12 protein-coding genes and 2 pseudogenes are annotated in these 17,950 nt (G+C 59.9%); 6 read left to right on the forward strand and 8 right to left on the reverse strand.

The features are described 5' to 3' along the window. Positions 1-173: 173 nt before the first annotated feature. Positions 174-614 (reverse strand): EamA family transporter, encoded by a 441-nt coding sequence (locus AC1DVH_RS00660; protein WP_116579800.1) that lies wholly within the window; start codon positions 612-614, stop codon positions 174-176. A gap of 159 nt (positions 615-773) precedes the next feature. Further along, on the reverse strand, positions 774-2,957 hold the full coding sequence (gene uvrD, locus AC1DVH_RS00665) for a DNA helicase II (RefSeq protein ID WP_046038860.1): 2,184 nt from the start codon (positions 2,955-2,957) through the stop codon (positions 774-776). A gap of 257 nt (positions 2,958-3,214) precedes the next feature. Here uvrD and AC1DVH_RS00670 point away from each other — a divergent pair, with 257 nt between their 5' ends. From AC1DVH_RS00670 to AC1DVH_RS00680, 3 genes are all read left to right on the forward strand, one after another. Further along, positions 3,215-6,091, forward strand: a complete 2,877-nt coding sequence (locus AC1DVH_RS00670) for an EAL domain-containing protein (protein ID WP_477752234.1) — start codon at positions 3,215-3,217, stop codon at positions 6,089-6,091. A gap of 187 nt (positions 6,092-6,278) precedes the next feature. Next, the gene (gene hexR / locus AC1DVH_RS00675) at positions 6,279-7,145 is read left to right on the forward strand and encodes a transcriptional regulator HexR (RefSeq protein WP_007954250.1); all 867 of its coding nucleotides are present in this window, start codon (positions 6,279-6,281) and stop codon (positions 7,143-7,145) included. A gap of 219 nt (positions 7,146-7,364) precedes the next feature. Beyond that, entirely contained in the window at positions 7,365-7,574 is a 210-nt protein-coding gene (locus tag AC1DVH_RS00680; protein ID WP_007971698.1) for a PA3496 family putative envelope integrity protein, read from the forward strand. On the opposite strand, the gene AC1DVH_RS00685 is transcribed toward AC1DVH_RS00680, so the two are convergent. Further along, positions 7,516-8,478: a LysR family transcriptional regulator gene (locus tag AC1DVH_RS00685; RefSeq protein WP_477752235.1), complete on the reverse strand. Its 963-nt coding sequence runs from the start codon at positions 8,476-8,478 to the stop codon at positions 7,516-7,518. The two genes, AC1DVH_RS00680 and AC1DVH_RS00685, sit on opposite strands and share 59 nt — an antisense overlap. Positions 8,479-8,668: 190 nt before the next feature. Here AC1DVH_RS00685 and AC1DVH_RS00690 point away from each other — a divergent pair, with 190 nt between their 5' ends. Both AC1DVH_RS00690 and oadA read left to right on the forward strand, forming a co-directional pair. Further along, positions 8,669-10,084 (forward strand): acetyl-CoA carboxylase biotin carboxylase subunit, encoded by a 1,416-nt coding sequence (locus AC1DVH_RS00690; RefSeq protein ID WP_046038868.1) that lies wholly within the window; start codon positions 8,669-8,671, stop codon positions 10,082-10,084. Positions 10,085-10,095: 11 nt separating this feature from the next. Next, the gene (oadA, locus tag AC1DVH_RS00695; RefSeq protein ID WP_223459013.1) at positions 10,096-11,904 is read left to right on the forward strand and encodes a sodium-extruding oxaloacetate decarboxylase subunit alpha; all 1,809 of its coding nucleotides are present in this window, start codon (positions 10,096-10,098) and stop codon (positions 11,902-11,904) included. Between the two features lie 74 nt (positions 11,905-11,978). Here oadA and AC1DVH_RS00700 read toward each other — a convergent pair. From AC1DVH_RS00700 to AC1DVH_RS00715, 4 genes and pseudogenes are all read right to left on the reverse strand, one after another. After that, positions 11,979-12,971, reverse strand: a pseudogene (locus tag AC1DVH_RS00700) (autotransporter outer membrane beta-barrel domain-containing protein); the annotation flags it as partial. A 325-nt stretch (positions 12,972-13,296) separates the two neighbouring features. Beyond that, positions 13,297-13,968: a GNAT family N-acetyltransferase gene (locus AC1DVH_RS00705; protein WP_477752236.1), complete on the reverse strand. Its 672-nt coding sequence runs from the start codon at positions 13,966-13,968 to the stop codon at positions 13,297-13,299. A gap of 121 nt (positions 13,969-14,089) precedes the next feature. Continuing rightward, positions 14,090-14,470: pseudogene (locus tag AC1DVH_RS00710) on the reverse strand (N-acetyltransferase family protein); the annotation flags it as partial. 10 nt (positions 14,471-14,480) lie between these two features. Further along, positions 14,481-15,104, reverse strand: coding sequence for an FMN-binding negative transcriptional regulator (locus AC1DVH_RS00715; RefSeq protein ID WP_477752237.1), 624 nt, complete (start codon positions 15,102-15,104; stop codon positions 14,481-14,483). A gap of 92 nt (positions 15,105-15,196) precedes the next feature. Here AC1DVH_RS00715 and pdxR point away from each other — a divergent pair, with 92 nt between their 5' ends. Next, entirely contained in the window at positions 15,197-16,750 is a 1,554-nt protein-coding gene (pdxR, locus tag AC1DVH_RS00720; RefSeq protein WP_477752238.1) for a MocR-like pyridoxine biosynthesis transcription factor PdxR, read from the forward strand. Positions 16,751-16,838: 88 nt separating this feature from the next. Here pdxR and AC1DVH_RS00725 read toward each other — a convergent pair whose 3' ends face one another. After that, positions 16,839-17,939: a polyamine ABC transporter substrate-binding protein gene (locus tag AC1DVH_RS00725; protein WP_477752239.1), complete on the reverse strand. Its 1,101-nt coding sequence runs from the start codon at positions 17,937-17,939 to the stop codon at positions 16,839-16,841. Positions 17,940-17,950 lie beyond the last annotated feature (11 nt).

Below are 17,950 nucleotides of genomic sequence, written 5' to 3' on the forward strand. Positions count from 1 at the left end.
AATTCCCATTTGTGGAAGGCACGCGCGCCATGTTGCACAGCTGAAGTGTTACTGGCTAGCGGCAGAGTGTTTCGGGCTTTTGCCTGACAGGTCGTGTTCAGCTTCAGTCAGCGCAATAGGGCCTTTTGACTTTGATATGTCAGATGAGTGGATAAGTTTTGTAGGACGTTCGCCTAGCGCCGTAGGGCCAGCATGACGACACCGGCCGTGATCAGACCGATTCCGCCCCATTGGCGCAGGTCGAGTTTTTCTCCCAGCAGGACAACGCCAAGAACAGCCACCAGCACCACGCTGAGTTTGTCCACTGGGGCAACCAGTGACGCCGGACCGACCTTGAGTGCACGGAAATAACAGATCCACGATGCACCGGTGGCAAGGCCCGACAACAGCAGGAACAGGTAGCTCTTCGCAGAGATCGATCCCAATGACTGATATTGGCCCGTGGCGTACAAAATCAAGGCCAGGCTGACCAATACCACTATCGTACGTAGCAGGGTGGCGAAGTCTGAGTTGACGTTTTCGATGCCGACTTTCGCGAAAATGGCGGTCATTGCCGCGAATGCCGCCGATAACAGGGCCCAGAATGTCCAGGAAGAAAAGAAACCTGTGCCCATCTCATCGCACCTTTAAATTCAGATATCGGCCTGGAGCCTGTCTACAACCTGTGGGAGCGAGCTTGCTCCGGGCGGCGCTCCGACGATGACGGACTGACAGCCAGAAACAATGTCGACTGATCTACCGCTATCGCGAGCAAGCTCGCTCCCACAGAAAAGCTAGATCGCTTCCAGCTTCGCATACCCCAGCATCAACCACTTGCTGCCTTCGCTGAAGTTCACCTGCACCCGGGCCTGAGCACCGGCGCCCTCGAAGTTGAGGATCACGCCGTCACCGAAGATCGAATGGCGCACAGTCTGACCCAGACTGAAGCCGGTTTCCGGAATCTCGCTGCCGCTGAACAGGTTGCTACCACTCATCGACTGGTTGCCACCAAACGGACGGCTGACGCTGTTGGACAGCCGCACCTCCTGAATCAGGCCTTTCGGAACTTCGCGTACGAAACGCGAGACCTTGTTGTAGGTCTCGCTGCCATAAAGGCGTCGGGTTTCGGCATAGGTCATCACCAGGTTCTGCATCGCCCGGGTGATGCCTACGTAGGCCAGACGCCGCTCTTCCTCAAGGCGACCGGGTTCTTCCAGGCTCATCTTGTGCGGGAACAGACCTTCTTCCATGCCCACCAGGAACACATAAGGGAATTCCAGGCCCTTGGCGCTGTGCAGGGTCATCAGTTGAATGCTGTCTTCGTGCTCGTCGGCCTGCGTATCGCCGGCCTCCAGCGACGCGTGACCGAGGAACGCTGCCAATGGCGTCAGGTCTTCGTCTTCTTCGCTGTTTTCGAAGTTGCGCGCGGCGCTGACCAGTTCCTCGAGGTTTTCTACCCGGGCCTGGCCTTTCTCGCCTTTTTCCGCTTCGTGATAGGCGATCAGCCCCGACTGCTCGATGACGGTTTGGGTCATCAGGTGCAGCGGCATTTCCATGCACTTGGCGGCGAGGTTCTCGATCAGCTCGATAAACGCGCCAAGGGCACCGGCCGCACGGCCAGTCAGGCCTTTGTTGGCCACCAGTTGGCGCATTGCTTCCCACATCGATACATCACTGTGGCGCGCATGGTCGCGGATCGCTTCGACGGTTTTTTCGCCGATACCACGGGCCGGCACGTTGATGACCCGTTCCAGCGCGGCGTCGTTGCCCCGTCCTTCGAGCAAGCGCAGGTAGGCCATGGCGTTTTTGATTTCCGCCCGTTCGAAGAAGCGCTGGCCGCCATAAATGCGGTATGGGATGCGCTCGCGCAGCAAAGCTTCTTCCAGAACCCGCGATTGGGCGTTGGAGCGATACAAAATCGCGATATCGCTTCGAGACAAGCCGGTTTTCAGCGCACTTTCGATGGTTTCGACAACGTAGCGGGCTTCGTCATGTTCATTGAACGCGGCGTACAAATTGATCGCTTCGCCTTCGCCGCCATCGGTCCAGAGTTCTTTGCCCAGGCGCCCGGTGTTGTTGGCGATCAAGGCGTTGGCTGCCTTCAGGATACCCGCGGTGGAGCGATAGTTTTGCTCCAGGCGAATGGTTTCGGCGTCCGGGAAGTCTTCGGAATACTGGTAGATGTTCTCGATTTTCGCGCCGCGCCAGCCGTAGATCGACTGGTCATCGTCGCCCACCACCATCAGGCTGTCGCCACCCTTGGCCAGCAGGCGCAACCAGGCGTATTGCACGGCGTTGGTGTCCTGGAACTCGTCCACCAGGATGTGCCGGAAGCGCTTTTGATAGTGAGCGAGCAGGCCTGGGTGATCGCGCCACAGATCGAGGGCGCGCAGCAGCAACTCGGAGAAGTCGATGACGCCCGCACGCAGGCAGGCGGCCTCGTAGGCTTCATAGATGCCGCGCATGGTCGCCAGGAACAGGTCGCCGCTGGCTTGAATGTGTTGCGGGCGCAGACCTTCGTCTTTCTGGCCGTTGATGAACCATTGGGCCTGACGGGCCGGCCAGCGCTGTTCGTCCAGGCCGAGCTCGCGGATCACCCGCTTGACCAGCCGTTGCTGGTCGTCACTGTCGAGAATCTGGAAGGTCTGGCTTAAGCCCGCTTCCTGCCAGTGCGCTCGCAACAAGCGGTGCGCCAGGCCGTGGAAGGTGCCGACCCACATGCCGGCCGGGTTGATACCCATCAGCTGTTCGATGCGCTGGCGCATCTCGGCAGCAGCCTTGTTGGTGAAGGTCACCGACAGGATGGAGTGGGGCGAGGCGTTTTCGACCTGGATCAACCAGGCGATACGGTGCACCAGCACTCGGGTTTTACCGGAACCAGCACCGGCCAGGACCAACTGACGACCCACGGGGGCTGCTACGGCCTGGCGTTGGGCATCGTTGAGGGAGTTCAGCAGAAGGGAGAGATCATCGCGCATCGGGGCATTCTAGGGGGCTGCGGCACACCGGGCAAACACCGCTTTGCTTTAGCCGATGAAAGTTATGCGAAGGACGACCGGTCGGTCATTGGCTGCAGGCGTTGGCGGGGCGTGTCCGTAGCGTTTTCAGGGGTGTCGGCGACCGAAAAAATTTGGCCATTTATTGATCAGCAGCAGTTTGGTCCGGGCAATTGCTTGTGTATGCTCCGAGCAGTTTCGGGCCCATGCTCATCATTATAAGAACAAGAACATCGCCTATGACCCTCAGCTTCGACCTGTCGGGCCCCATTGTGGAGCCCAGGGTTATCCGTAAACAGTACGCCATGGAAATGGCGGTTGAACGCACGCGCCTGTTGTATCAGGGCTCGCTGCTGCCCACGTTGTTCATGCTGATCAATGGCCTGGTCTGCGCCGGTTTGCTCTGGAGTCCGCAGCGCTATTTCCTGGTCAGTGTCTGGCTGGTGTGGTTGTTGTCTTTGGTGGCATTGCGGGTGATTCAGGTTGCGGCCTTCGATTCGGCCATTCCCAACCGTCAGGCCCATCCCATTTGGCGGCGGATGTTTTTGCTGGGCTCCGGTCTAACCGGTCTGACCCTGGCCGGTGCCGGCATCGCCCTGGTTCCCGCCGATAACTTCATTCAGCAAGCCTGGGTCTTCGGCCTCATCGGTGCCGCAGCGCTCTCGGCCAGCGTGGCTTATGCGGTCAGTCTGCCGGCCTTTCTGTCATTCACCTTGCCCTGCCTGTTGCCGGCCATCGCCTATATGTTTTGGGGGGCTGACGAACAGCAGCAAGGTTGGGGCTGGTTCGGGCTGATCCTGCTCGGTGCATTGAGCGTGGTTGCCTGGCAAGTCAATCGATTGATCGATCGGGGCTTGATGCGACGCTTTCAGAATCAGGCACTGATCGAGCATCTGCAGCAGGCGCAAAGCTGCAGTGATCAGCTCAATCAGAAGCTGGCCAGGGAGATAGAACAGCGTCGACGTGCCGAGGATGAATTGCGAGAGATTCAGATCGACCTGGAAAACCGTGTCGCCCAGCGCAGCCTGGAACTGGACGCCGCCAACCAGGCACTGAGCAAGAGTGAGGCGCGTCTGGCGCTGGCATTGAAGGCCAGCGAGTTGGGGTTGTGGGACTGGAATCTGCAAACCGACGAAGTCCATCACACGCAGATTCAGGAATTGTTCGGCCTTGAGCCGGAACAGGTCACAGCAATACTGCGCCATCTCAAGCCGCGTCTTCACCCCGAGGATCTTCCTGCGCTGAAAAGGGCGCTGGTCGAGCATTTGAAGGGCCGCACCGAGGACTATCAAATCGAGTATCGCGTGCGGCATGGCGACGGCCACTGGGTCTGGATCGAGGACCGCGGGCGGGCGGTCGAGCGCGCCAAAAACGGCCGGGTGATTCGCATGGTCGGCACTCGCCGCGACATCAGCGTCAGCAAAGGCCTGGAAGAGCAGCAGCAACTGGCAGCGACCGTGTTCGAGGCGGCCAGCGAAGGGATCGTGATTTTCGATCCGAACTACGCCCTGATCGCGATCAATCAAGCCTTCAGTCGGGTGACCGGCTATGACATCGAGGACATGATCGGGCGCAATGTCATTGAGCTGCCATGCAGTCGCGATGCGCGTCGGCATTACGCCGCAATACATCAGGCGCTGGAACAGCAAGGCAGCTGGCAGGGCGAATTGGTGGAAACCCGCAAGAACGGCGAGATGTATCCGCAATGGCTGCAATTGAATGCCGTGCGCGATACCCGGGGAAATGTCAGTCATATTGTGGGCTTCTTCGCTGATCTCTCAGCCCGCCGGGAATCCGAAGAGCGCATGCGCTATCTGACTCATTACGACGAGCTTACCGGTCTGGCCAACCGCGCGATGTTTCGCGAACGACTCAGCGAGGCTCATCAACGAGTGCGACAGGGCGGTTATCGCAGCCTGGCGTTGCTGCACATCAATCTCGATCGATTCAAGCAACTCAACGACAGCCTGGGGCATGAAGTCGCCGACCAGTTGTTGCAGAAGATGGCCCGGCGGCTAGTGAATGCATTGCCTGAAGCAGACACCATCGCGCGCCTTTCTGGGGATGAGTTTGCCGTGCTGTTCAACTCCTACGGCAACCTTTCGAGCCTGGCCCGGGTGGCGACTCGTCTGGCGAACAAGTTGCGCCTGCCGGTGACCATTGACGGGCATGAGCTGGTGGTCAGCGCGTCGATGGGCATCAGCTTGTTGCCGGACAGTGCCCGGGAAATATCGGCACTGGTCAGTCAGTCGAATATGGCGATGCAGCACGCTAAACACCTGGGTGGCGATAATTTCCAGTTTTACACCGACAGCTTGCAAGCCAGCACGCTGGAGCGTTTACAGCTGGAAAACCACTTGCGAAAAGCCATCGAAGACAAACAACTGAAGGTGTTTTACCAACCGAAACTGTGCCTGGCCACTGGCAGGTTGAATGCCGCCGAAGCCTTGGTGCGCTGGGATCATCCAACCATGGGCCGCGTGCCGCCGGGGGATTTCATCGGCCTGGCTGAAGAAACCGGATTGATCGGCCCGATCGGTGAGTTCGTGCTGCGGCAGGCCTGCTGGCAAGCCTGTGAGTGGCAGCGGCAGGGGCTCGAAGCGATTCGGGTGTCGGTCAATCTGTCGGTGCATCAATTGCGCCAGGGCAAGCTGGTCAGTCTGGTGCGGCAGGTGCTGGAAGAGACCGGGCTGGCACCGCAACTGCTGGAGCTGGAACTCACCGAAAGCCAGTTGCTGGACAGCGTCGAACACATCATCGCAACCTTCCAGCAGTTGCGTGATCTCGGGGTGAAACTGGCCATTGACGATTTTGGCACCGGTTACTCATCCCTGAGCTACCTCAAGCGCATCCCGGTGGATTACGTGAAGATCGACCAGGCCTTTATCCGCGGGTTGGGGGAGGGTACCGAGGATTCGGCGATCACCCGGGCGATCATTGCCATGGCTCATGGCCTGTCGCTGAAGGTCGTGGCGGAAGGGGTGGAGCGGGGAGAACAGCTTGAGTTCCTGAAAGCTGAGCGCTGCGATGAAGTGCAGGGCTATTTGATTAGCCGCCCGGTTGAGGCCGAGACGTTGGCAGGTTTGCTGCACGCGCAAGCTGACGGGGATACGTAAGGCGCTTTTGTCCATTAAAACGCGCACCCGGCGCACCTGGAGAGGCGCCATGGCTGCTACATGAAGCGCGGGCACGTGAAATCGAGGGATTCGGTAACGCATTGAGCAGGCAAAAAGCCAATTCATGTAGTATAACTACAAGCGTGCTACATCCCCGGCACCTGCCAATAACAAAGAGTCCAGCCCCTTGAATCTGCTGCAACACATCGCCCAGTCTCGCCACCTGTTACGCAAGTCGGAGCTCAAGGTCGCCGACCACGTGCTGCTTGATCCTGCGGCCGTGATGCACAGCTCCATGGCCGACCTGGCCCACAGCGTGGGCATCAGCGAGCCGACCATCGTGCGTTTTTGTCGTGCCATCGGTTGTTCCGGCTTTCAGGACCTGAAGCTCAAGCTGGCCCAGAGCCTGGCGGCGGGTGCGAGTTTTGGCCAGTTTGCGATCCACGAAGACGATTCGGTCGCTGACTACAGCCTGAAAATCTTCGACACCACCCTGCATACGCTGATGGAGGTTCGCGAGAAACTTGATCCGCTGGAGTTGCAGCGGGCGGTGACACTGATGTCCCAAGCCCAGCGTGTCGAGTTCTACGGCTTCGGCGCCTCGGGTGCGGTCGCGGCGGATGCCCAGCACAAATTCTTCCGCTTGCTGCTCACCGCCGCGGCGTATTCCGACCCGCACATGCAGGCGATGTCGGCCGTGACGCTGAAGCCGACTGACGTGGCCATCTGCATTTCCCAGTCCGGGCGCTCCAAGGACCTGCTGATCACCGCCAACCTGGTGCGCGAAAGCGGTGCCTCATTGATCACCTTGTGCCCGAGCCAGACACCATTGGCCGAGCTGTCTACGGTCAATCTGGCGATCGATGTGCATGAAGACACTGAAATCTATACGCCGCTGACGTCGCGTATCGCCCACCTGGTGGTGATCGACGTGCTGGCGATGGGCGTGGCCATGGCGCGTGGCCCGAGCCTGGTCAACCACCTCAAGAGCGTCAAACGCAGCCTGCGCAGCTTGCGGTTGTCGCCCAAGTCGGTGAAAGCGCTGGACGATTGAGCCTGGCTTGAAATGGCTGGAAGGTCGTTCCGACCTTATCGCGAGCAAGCTCGCTCCCACAGGTTCTGCGGCGTGCACGATCAAATGTGGGAGCGAGCTTGCTCGCGATGGCGGCCTCGAATACACCGCAATTTTCATCAGTCTGTAACGCCCGAGCCGCCAAACCGTCATCCCCCGCGCCTATCTTGAAACTCCCGTACTCGCCTTGGGAGACTCGAAATGGCCATGCCCTACGAAGAACGCAACAGCGCTGTCAAAACCCGTCGTCAGCAAGAAGATCAGCGCCGCATGGAATTCCGCCGCGCCATCGAAGATCGCTGCGAACGCCGTCAGCTTCTGGCCGAAATTGGCGATTTTCCGGAATTGGAGCTCAATTTCTGGCAGGCATCTCCCTCGACTTCCCGTCGAAACGCTCAACCAGCGCGCTGATCTGAATCCGTTCGCTACGGATAAACGCCAGGAAGGCGTGAGCCACCGGTGACAGGCGTTTCGCCTTGGCCTGCACCAGGCACCAACTGCGAAACAGCGGCAGCTCTTCGACCGGCAGCTCGATCAGTCCACCGGTTGCCAGCTCAAGGCTCAGGGCGTGGCGCGTCAACAACGCAACGCCCAGGCCTGCCAGTACACATTCACGCTGGGCTTCGGCAGACGAGACCTCCTGGGTCTGGTTGAAGTGCACGCGTTTCTCTTTGAAGTATTCTTCGCACGCCAGCCGCGTCCCGGAGCCCGGCTCACGCAGCAGCAGTGTATAGGGCTCGAGATCCTGCAAGCGCAGCGGCCCCATATGACACAGCGGGTGATCCGGTGGCGCCACGGCGACGATCGGGTTGTTCAGGAACGGCAGGAATTCCAGGCCCATGTCCTGAGGCACCATGGACATGATCACCAGGTCGTCGCGGTTGTCCGACAGGCGCCGAATGACCTGACCGCGATTGACCACCGTCAGTTGCAGGTTCACTTCCGGGTGCTGGCGTTTGAATGCGGCAAACAGATGCGGCACGAAGTATTTGGCGCTGGATTCAATCGCCAGTTTCAGTTGCCCCTGCAACGAGCCCTGCATGTCCGACAGCTGCATGTCGAGGTTTTCCAGGCGCCCGAAAATATCCCGACTGGCCCGCTGTAACGCTTCAGCCGCTTCGGTCATGTAGAGTTTTTTGCCGACGTAATCGAACAAAGGCTGGCCAATCAGCTCTTCAAGTTGACGAATCTGTAGGCTGACGGCAGGTTGTGTGAGCGACATTTCCTCGGCCGCGCGGCTATAGGACCGCAAATCACAGACCTCGTTGAAGATCTGCAATTGCCGCAAAGTCATACGCATCAATGACTTACGCATTATCTGGTCACTCTCGTCGCTGGCTGGTGAATCAACTATAAGTCTTTACTTATGCACGACCCAATTTTTATTCATTTTTGTTAATCCCTTGTGGGCGCTAGTGTGGACCTGCGACCAAATTGAAACATTTGGTCACTCGTCGACCTGTTCTAGCAGGTCGTGGGTACCACCGGCTCAAGGGAAACTCCAAGTGATAACAAAGATCCTGATCGCCAACCGTGGTGAGATTGCCGTACGAATCGTACGTGCCTGCGCCGAAATGGGCATTCGCTCGGTCGCGATCTACTCCGACGCCGACCGTCATGCCCTGCACGTAAAGCGTGCAGATGAGGCCCACAGCATTGGTGCCGAACCTCTGGCCGGCTACCTGAACCCGCGCAAGCTGGTGAACCTGGCGGTGGAAACCGGCTGCGATGCGTTGCACCCCGGCTATGGCTTCCTTTCGGAAAACGCCGAGTTGGCGGAGATCTGCGCCGAACGCGGGATCAAATTCATCGGCCCTTCGGCTGAAGTCATTCGCCGTATGGGCGACAAGACCGAAGCTCGCCGCAGCATGATCAAGGCCGGCGTACCGGTGACCCCGGGCACCGAAGGCAACGTGTCGGGCATCGAAGAAGCCCTGACCGAAGGCGATCGCATCGGTTACCCGGTGATGCTCAAGGCCACGTCCGGTGGTGGTGGCCGCGGCATTCGTCGCTGCAACAGCCGTGAAGAACTCGAACAGGCTTTCCCACGGGTCATTTCCGAGGCCACCAAGGCTTTTGGTTCGGCGGAAGTGTTCCTGGAAAAATGCATCGTCAATCCGAAGCACATCGAAGCGCAGATTCTTGGCGACAGCTTCGGCAACGTGGTGCACCTGTTCGAGCGTGACTGCTCGATCCAGCGTCGCAACCAGAAACTGATCGAGATCGCCCCAAGCCCGCAACTGACCCCGGAACAGCGCGCCTACATCGGCGACCTGTCGGTGCGCGCAGCCAAGGCCGTGGGATACGAGAACGCCGGCACCGTGGAGTTCCTGCTCGCCGAGGGCGAGGTGTACTTCATGGAGATGAACACCCGGGTGCAGGTGGAACACACCATCACCGAAGAAATCACCGGCATCGACATTGTCCGTGAGCAGATTCGCATTGCCTCCGGCCTGCCGCTTTCGGTGAAACAGGAAGACATCCAGCACCGCGGTTTCGCGTTGCAGTTCCGGATCAACGCCGAAGACCCGAAGAACAACTTCCTGCCGAGCTTCGGCAAGATCACCCGTTACTACGCCCCCGGTGGCCCTGGCGTGCGCACCGACACGGCAATCTACACCGGCTACACCATCCCGCCGTACTACGACTCGATGTGCCTGAAACTGGTGGTGTGGGCGCTGACCTGGGAAGAGGCGATGGACCGTGGCTTGCGCGCCCTGGACGACATGCGTCTGCAAGGGGTCAAGACCACTGCCGCGTACTACCAGGAAATCCTGCGTAACCCGGAATTCCGTAGCGGCCAGTTCAACACCAGCTTCGTTGAAAGCCACCCTGAACTGACCAACTACTCGATCAAGCGCAAACCCGAAGAGCTGGCCCTGGCCATCGCCGCCGCCATCGCCGCCCACGCAGGCCTGTGAGGAATAGAACAATGAGCAAGAAGATTCATGTAACCGACACCATCCTGCGCGACGCCCACCAATCGCTGCTCGCCACCCGCATGCGCACCGAAGACATGCTGCCGATCTGCGACAAGCTCGACAAAGTCGGCTACTGGTCGCTGGAATGCTGGGGCGGCGCGACGTTCGACGCCTGCGTACGTTTCCTGAAAGAAGACCCGTGGGAGCGTCTGCGCCAGTTGCGCGCCGCGCTGCCTAACACCCGCCTGCAAATGCTGTTGCGCGGCCAGAACCTGCTGGGCTACCGCCACTACAGCGACGACGTGGTCAAAGCCTTCGTCGCCAAGGCTGCGGTCAACGGCATCGACGTGTTCCGTATCTTCGACGCCATGAACGACGTGCGTAACCTGCGCGTGGCCATCGAAGCGGTGAAAGCCGCCGGCAAACACGCCCAGGGCACCATCGCCTACACCACCAGCCCGGTGCACACCATCGAGGCCTTCGTGAACCAGGCCAAGCAAATGGAGGCCATGGGTTGCGACTCGGTGGCGATCAAGGACATGGCCGGACTGCTGACCCCGTACGCCACCGGCGAACTGGTCAAGGCGCTGAAAGCCGAGCAATCGCTGCCAGTGTTCATTCACTCCCACGACACCGCTGGTCTGGCCGCGATGTGCCAAATGAAGGCGATCGAAAACGGTGCCGATCACATCGACACCGCGATCTCCAGCTTCGCCTGGGGCACCAGCCACCCGGGCACCGAGTCGATGGTCGCCGCCCTTAAAGGCAGCGAGTTCGACACCGGCCTGAATCTGGAACTGCTGCAGGAGATCGGTCTGTACTTCTACGCCGTGCGCAAGAAGTACCACCAGTTCGAAAGCGAATTCACCGCCGTCGACACCCGTGTTCAAGTCAACCAGGTACCGGGCGGGATGATTTCCAACCTGGCCAACCAGTTGAAAGAGCAGGGCGCACTCAATCGTATGAGCGAAGTGCTGGCCGAAATCCCGCGCGTTCGTGAAGACCTCGGCTTCCCGCCGCTGGTGACTCCGACTTCGCAGATCGTCGGCACCCAGGCGTTCTTCAACGTGCTGGCCGGCGAGCGCTACAAGACCATCACCAACGAAGTGAAGCTGTACCTGCAAGGCGGCTACGGTAAGGCGCCGGGCACCGTGAACGAACAACTGCGTCGCCAGGCCATCGGCAGCGAAGAAGTGATCGACGTTCGCCCGGCTGACCTGCTCAAGCCGGAGATGGCCAAGCTGCGTGCCGACATCGGCGCACTGGCCAAGTCCGAAGAAGACGTGCTGACCTTCGCCATGTTCCCGGATATCGGTCGCAAGTTCCTCGAAGAGCGTGCTGCGGGCACCCTGACACCCGAAGTGCTGCTGCCGATTCCTGAAGCCGGCGGCGTCGCCTCGGCTGGTGGCGAAGGCGTACCGACCGAGTTCGTCATCGACGTTCACGGCGAAACCTACCGCGTCGACATCACCGGTGTGGGCGTCAAGGCCGAAGGCAAGCGTCACTTCTACCTGTCCATCGACGGCATGCCGGAAGAAGTGGTGTTCGAGCCGCTCAACGAATTCGTCGGCGGCGGCAGCAGCAAGCGCAAGCAAGCCACTGCACCGGGTCACGTCAGCACCACCATGCCGGGCAACATCGTCGACGTGCTGGTCAAGGAGGGCGACACCGTCAAGGCAGGCCAGGCCGTGTTGATCACCGAAGCGATGAAGATGGAAACCGAAGTCCAGGCAGCCATCGCCGGTAAAGTCACCGCCATTCACGTGGCCAAGGGCGACCGGGTGAATCCTGGCGAAATCCTGATCGAGATCGAAGGCTGAGTTAACAGCCGCGATACAACGCTTTATACCTCGGGGGGGCATGTGCTCCCCTTTTTTTGCCCGGCGTTTGATGGTTAGAAGGTCATCCGCCACTGCGCTGTAGCGCCATGGTTTCGGCTGTCGGTGCCCATCTCGCCATTTATGCCAACGCCCAGCGTGTGCTGCGCCGAAAGCCCCAGCTCCAGACCCGCATCCACCATCAGACTGTCGCGGTCCAGCGGCGCACCGGACACGGTTTCTTTACGGCCGCCGGTGATGAGTCGTTGGTGGGTTTCTGTGGCGATCTCCCCGTAGGTATGTTTCCAGCTGGCACTGAACCGTGGCGTCAGTTGCATGCCGTTATCCAGCGTATTGATCTTCGCCAGTCGCAGGCCAAAAGTGCTGTTGAGATTGTTCTGCTCCTGGCCCTCGACCTTTAACGCCGCAGCGCCTCCTTTTTCTGTGAGTCCATCGCGCTGATAACGTTGGTAGCCAAGGCCGGCGAATGGCTCGATGTTGATGTTGGCGCGGCCGAGGTTGTATCCGACTTCGGCAAACGCCTGTTGGGTGTTGGCGTCGTACCTGCCTTTGGGGCGGTCACTGAAGCCATTGAAGTCCACCTGGCGTTGGGTGCTGCCGTCATGATTGCTGTAGCTGGCACCAACACGCAAAGACATGGAGCCGCTCTGGCGCAGGGCATAAGCCCCCAAATGCCAGCTATCGAGGTCGCCGTCGAGGTCACGGCTGTCCAGGCGAGTCTGTGATTTACCCCCCATCATGCCGATGCGCCATTCTTCGTCAAATGCCCAATCCGCTCCCAGAACCAGACCTTGGGTCGAGTACTTCAAGGCGTCGTAGTAGCGATCCAGTGTGCCGCCGTACCCCAATGCCTGTAGCCAGACTCGGCTAGCACTATTGTCGGCCGCTGCCGGGTGCGCAGTTCTCTTTTGGCTGCTCAAACCCGAGGCACTGCCTGACTGGCGCATCGCCGAGAGCATCGCGGCGCTCACGGAGCTGTCACTGTTCAACGTTGCTTTGGCCAGGTTGGCGGTGGTGCCTGCGGCCAGTTGCTCGATGGCGTCAGACGCGTTCTCTGGACTGGGTTGCTCCGGTTGTTGGGCGGATGCAACGTCAGCGCAACCCAGGACAAGTGCAATCGCCAAGGCAAGTTGTGGTGGTCGGTATTTGTGTTGAACAGGCATCGAGTTTGGCCTCTTTGTCAGAAGACCAAACTCTAAAAGGAAGGCCATCGGTACCGATGTCAGGCGGTTCCGGCAGTGGTGCGGGGAGTCTCAGATTGTCATGTAGTAATTGGCTGACTGTTCGACGGAGACAGTTTTTGCCCCTTCGAACTGACGTCTTTTCTTACAAGAAGTCGGGACATGGCCGGCTATCGCGATGCCTGGAAGCACTTTAAGCGCGACACTCCACCAACCCTTTAACCTGCCCCGAAGCCGTCTGATTCTCATCGCTCAGCCACTTCTCGAACCCGGCGCTAATCGCCGGCCATTCCGAGTCCAGAATCGAGTACCACGCGGTGTCCCGATTTTGCCCTTTGACCACCATGTGCTGACGGAACACCCCCTCAAAACTGAAGCCCAGGCGCTCGGCCGCGTATTTGGAGCGGGCGTTGGCGTTGTTGCACTTCCACTCCAGGCGACGGTAGCCCAAGGCAAAGGATTCCTTGGCCAGCAGGTAAACCGCCTCGGTGCTTTTCGGCGAGCGCTGCATCGGTGCGCCGAAGGTGACGTGGCCGATTTCGATGCGGCCCTGGGCCGGGACGATGGACATCAGGCTGAGAATGCCCTGGACCTCGCCGCTGGCGCGGTCGATCACACTGAAGAAATACGGATCGCTGCTGGCCGCGTGGTTGTTCAGCCAGTCGTTGAAGACGCTGCGCTCCGGGAAGGGGCCGTAAGGCAGGTAGTCCCACAGCTTCGGGTCGGCGCCCGGGCCTTGCAGGACTTTGAATAAGTCGTCGACGTGGCGTGCCGGGTCGAGTTTTTCCAGGCGGATGTAACGCCCTTCGATCAGTTGAGTCGTGGGGGCGGGGACGCCTTTCCAGTCGGCGAGTGAAATCGACATGCTGTTCTCCTTGAACCTAGGGGGCTTTCTCAATTAGTTTTCACGCCGCGCCGGGCCTGCTGTTGTGCAGGGCAAGGCGCGAGAAGCGTGGTTTGGTCATTCCAAATAAGCTTCGAGCAACGCTGGCGTTGGTTTCGTGGGTCAGCCAGTGGACCTTGTTGCAGCCGTCAGCCTTGGCCGTGGCGTAGACGAACTCGATCAACTGCCGGCCGACGCCGGTGCCGCGGGTTTCCGGGGCCACCAGCAAGTCTTGCAGGTAGCAGGAGTTTTCGATGGCCCAGTTCGAACGATGGTAGATGAAATGCACCATGCCCACCGCTTTGCCGTCGGCCCAGGCGAGGGCGGCGTGGGTTGGCTCGTTCGGATCGAGCATACGCTGCCAGGTGCTTTGGGTGACGGCCTCCGGCAATTCGGTGTTGTAGAAGCGCAAGTAGGCTTGCCACAGCGGCAACCAGGCCGCGTGATCACCGGCGGTGACTTGGCGAATGTCGATTTGACTCATGGTGACTTCCTTAGCGCATCAATTGGGCGAGGGTTTGGTCGTTGACGTCGGGGCTGGCGGCCAGGCCTTCGCGCACGCCGGCGATGTCGGCGGGGCTACGGTTCTGGCTGAGCTTGCGCTTGCCTTCCAGACGGTCGATGGGAATGGCGAAACCGACAATGGCCTTGAGCATGCCGTCGATGTAATCGGCGGGGGCATCGGCCACTGACCACGGTTGGGCGCGGCCAGCTTCATGACGATCGGTGAGGGTGCTGACGATGTCGAGCAGCCGCCCGCCATCGCTGAAGGTTTCGGCTCGGCCATAGGCGTGTACGGCGACGTAGTTCCAGGTTGGCACGACTTTGCCGTGTTCGGCCTTGCTCGGGTAGAAGCCAGGGCTGACGTAGGCGTCGGCACCGGCAAAAATCAGCAGGGCTTCGGCGCCGTCGCGCAGCTCTTTCCACTGTGGATTGGCTTTGGCCAGATGCCCGTACAACGTGCCGTTCGAGCCTTGTTCGCAATGCAGCAGCACCGGTACATGGCTGGCTTGCAGGCCGCTTTCACCGTGGGTCACCAATATGGCGAGACGGGTGGCGAGGATCAGTTCATGCAGTTGGGACAACTCGTCGATGGCAAAAGCACGTGGCGTGTACATGGAGATATTTTCCTTGGCGAATATCTGCATCCTAGGCAGGCTATTGGTCTGTTGTAAGAGCCACTAATGACCAATTTCATGGGTCCATTGCGATGACTAGCGAACCACTGTCCTTGACCTTCAACCCGGCGGGTATAGAACTTGATCGTCGCCAGGGGCTGAGTCGGCAGCTCTATCAGGCATTGCGGATGCGGGTGCTCGACGGGCGACTGGCCAGCGGCACGCGTCTGCCGGCCAGTCGGGATCTGGCTGCCGCGCTGGCGATTTCCCGCAACAGCGTAGTGCGCGCCTACGATCAGCTTTACGCTGAAGGGTTTATCGAGGGGCGGGTAGGCGACGGGACTTACGTCGCGCAATTACCCCAGGCAACCTTGCCGGCAAAAAAACTATCCACAAAAGTATCCACAGGGTTTTCAACAGGCTTACCCACAGCTTTATCCACAAATTGGCTTGATTTGCCTGTGGATTCATCCAGCAAAGTTACCCACAGGGACGCCTTGTCCCGCGTTGAAAAGAACCATTTACCCATGCCGCCCAGTGGTCCGCCCAGGGCTTTTCGGGTCGGTGTTCCGGCGTTCGATCTGTTTCCGTTCGAGGTCTGGGCCAAGCTGAATGCGGCTTTCTGGCGTAAACCGGATTTGCAGCAACTGTGCTACGGCGACCCGGCCGGCGATGCACGCTTGCGCGGAATGATCGCCGCGTATTTGCGCAGTTCCCGTGGCATGCAGTGCACGGCTGAACAAATTGTGATCACCAGTGGCGCGCAGCAGGGAATCAGCCTTTGTGCACAGCTGCTGGTGGAGCCCGGTGACGGGGTGGCGATTGAAAATCCCGGGTATCGGGCGGCCGGTCATGCGTTCGCCGTAGCAGGTGCCCGGCTGCATGGGGTGGCGGTGGATAGTGAGGGTATCGACTGCGGTGAACTGGCACAGCTTGACGATTGCCGTCTGACCTACGTCACCCCGTCCCATCAGTACCCCACCGGGGTGGTGATGAGCCTGGCTCGCCGTCTGGAGTTGCTGGCCTGGGCCGAACGCACGCAGGGCTGGATCGTCGAGGATGACTATGACGGCGAGTACCGCTACAGCGGTGCGCCGCTGGCGCCTTTGGCGGCCCTGGATCGGCAAGGCCGGGTGCTCTACGTCGGCACGTTCGGCAAAGTAGCGTTTCCGGCGTTGCGCCTGGGTTACCTGGTATTACCGATGGATCTGGTGCAGGCGTTTGCCCAGCGTCGGGCGGTGGACGTACGGCATTCCGAGGTCAGTACCCAGGCCGTAATGGCCGAGTTCATGGCGGCCGGGCATTTCCAGCGGCATATCCGCCGCATGCGGCGTGCGGCGCTGAGCCGGCGTAATGCGTTGCTCAGCGGCTGGCCGGGGGGCATTCCCGGTATCGGCCAGTTGCCCACGGTCGCCGCCGGGTTGCACATGACAGTGCCGGTCGACAGCATTGAGCGAGAACAGGCGTTGATTGAATTGGCACGTAGCGTCGATGTCGAGATCAATGGCTTGAGTGGCTATTGGCTGCCCGAGTCCACGATCCCGATGGATCAGCGTGCCGGGTTGGTTCTGGGGTTTGCAGCAGTGCCGGAAAAGGCTATCGAAGCCGCGTTGGAGCGGCTGCGGGCGGTCTGGCGTTTTCTTTGAAAGGAGCGCGTCGGGTCGCTGATGTGCCGCAGGCAAAAATAGACCTGCGCGAGCGCAGGTCCTGGTGACGGCGGGAGTGAAGCGGGTATCAGGTGCCGGACTTGATCTTGGTCCAGGCCCGGGTGCGCGCACGTTCGGCATCGCGGGGCAACGGTTGCAGGGTGTAGAGCGTGCTCATCGCCGTGTCGGTCGGGTACAGGTTCGGGTTGTTGCGGATCACCGGGTCGACCATCTCCGTGGCGTCCTTGTTCGGGTTCGGGTAGCCGACGAAGTCACTGACCGGCGCGATCACCTGGGGTTGCAGCAGGTAGTTGACGAAGGTGTAAGCGTCGTCGGGGTTTTTCGCACCCTTCGGAATCGCCAGCATGTCGAACCAGATCGGCGCGCCTTCCTTCGGCAAACGCATGTCGACGACCACCCCGTTCTTGGCTTCGTTGGCGCGGTTGGCAGCTTGCGAGAAGCTGCCGGAATATCCGACCGCAACGCAGATGTCACCGTTGGCGATATCGGCCATGTACTTGGACGAGTGGAAGTAGGTGATGTACGGACGGATCTTCATCAGCAGTGCTTCAGCCTTGTCGTAGTCCGCAGGCTTCTTGCTGTTGGGATCCAGGCCGAGGTGTTGCAGGGCCAGTGGCAGGATCTCCGAGGGCGAGTCGAGCAGCGCGACGCCACACTGCTTGAGCTTGCTGATGTTCTCTTCCTTGAAGATCAGGTCCCAGCTGTCCACGGGTGCGTTGTCGCCGAGCGCGGCCTTGACCTTGTCCGGGTTGAAACCGATCAGGATGGTGCCGTACATGTACGGCACAGCGAACTTGTTGCCCGGGTCGTTGGCTTCGATCAGCTTCATCAGCTTGGGATCGAGGTGATTCCAGTTCGGCAGCTTGCTGCGGTCCAGGGGCTGGAACACGCCAGCTTCGATTTGCTTGGCGAGGAATACGTTGGATGGCACCACCACGTCGTATCCGGAGTTGCCGGTCAGCAGCTTGGCTTCCAGCGCTTCGTTGGTGTCGAAGATGTCGTAGACCAGTTTGGTCTGGGTGTTCTGGGCCTTGAAGTCTTCCAGGGCCTTGGGTGTGATGTAGTCGAACCAGTTGTAGACGCGCAGGGTTCGCTCTTCGGCGTGGGCGGCAACGCTGAGCACCGAGGCACACAGCGTCGGCACGATGAAACGCTTAAGACTTTTCATTCTTCTACTTC

This window comes from Pseudomonas sp. P4_C3 (assembly GCF_056402075.1).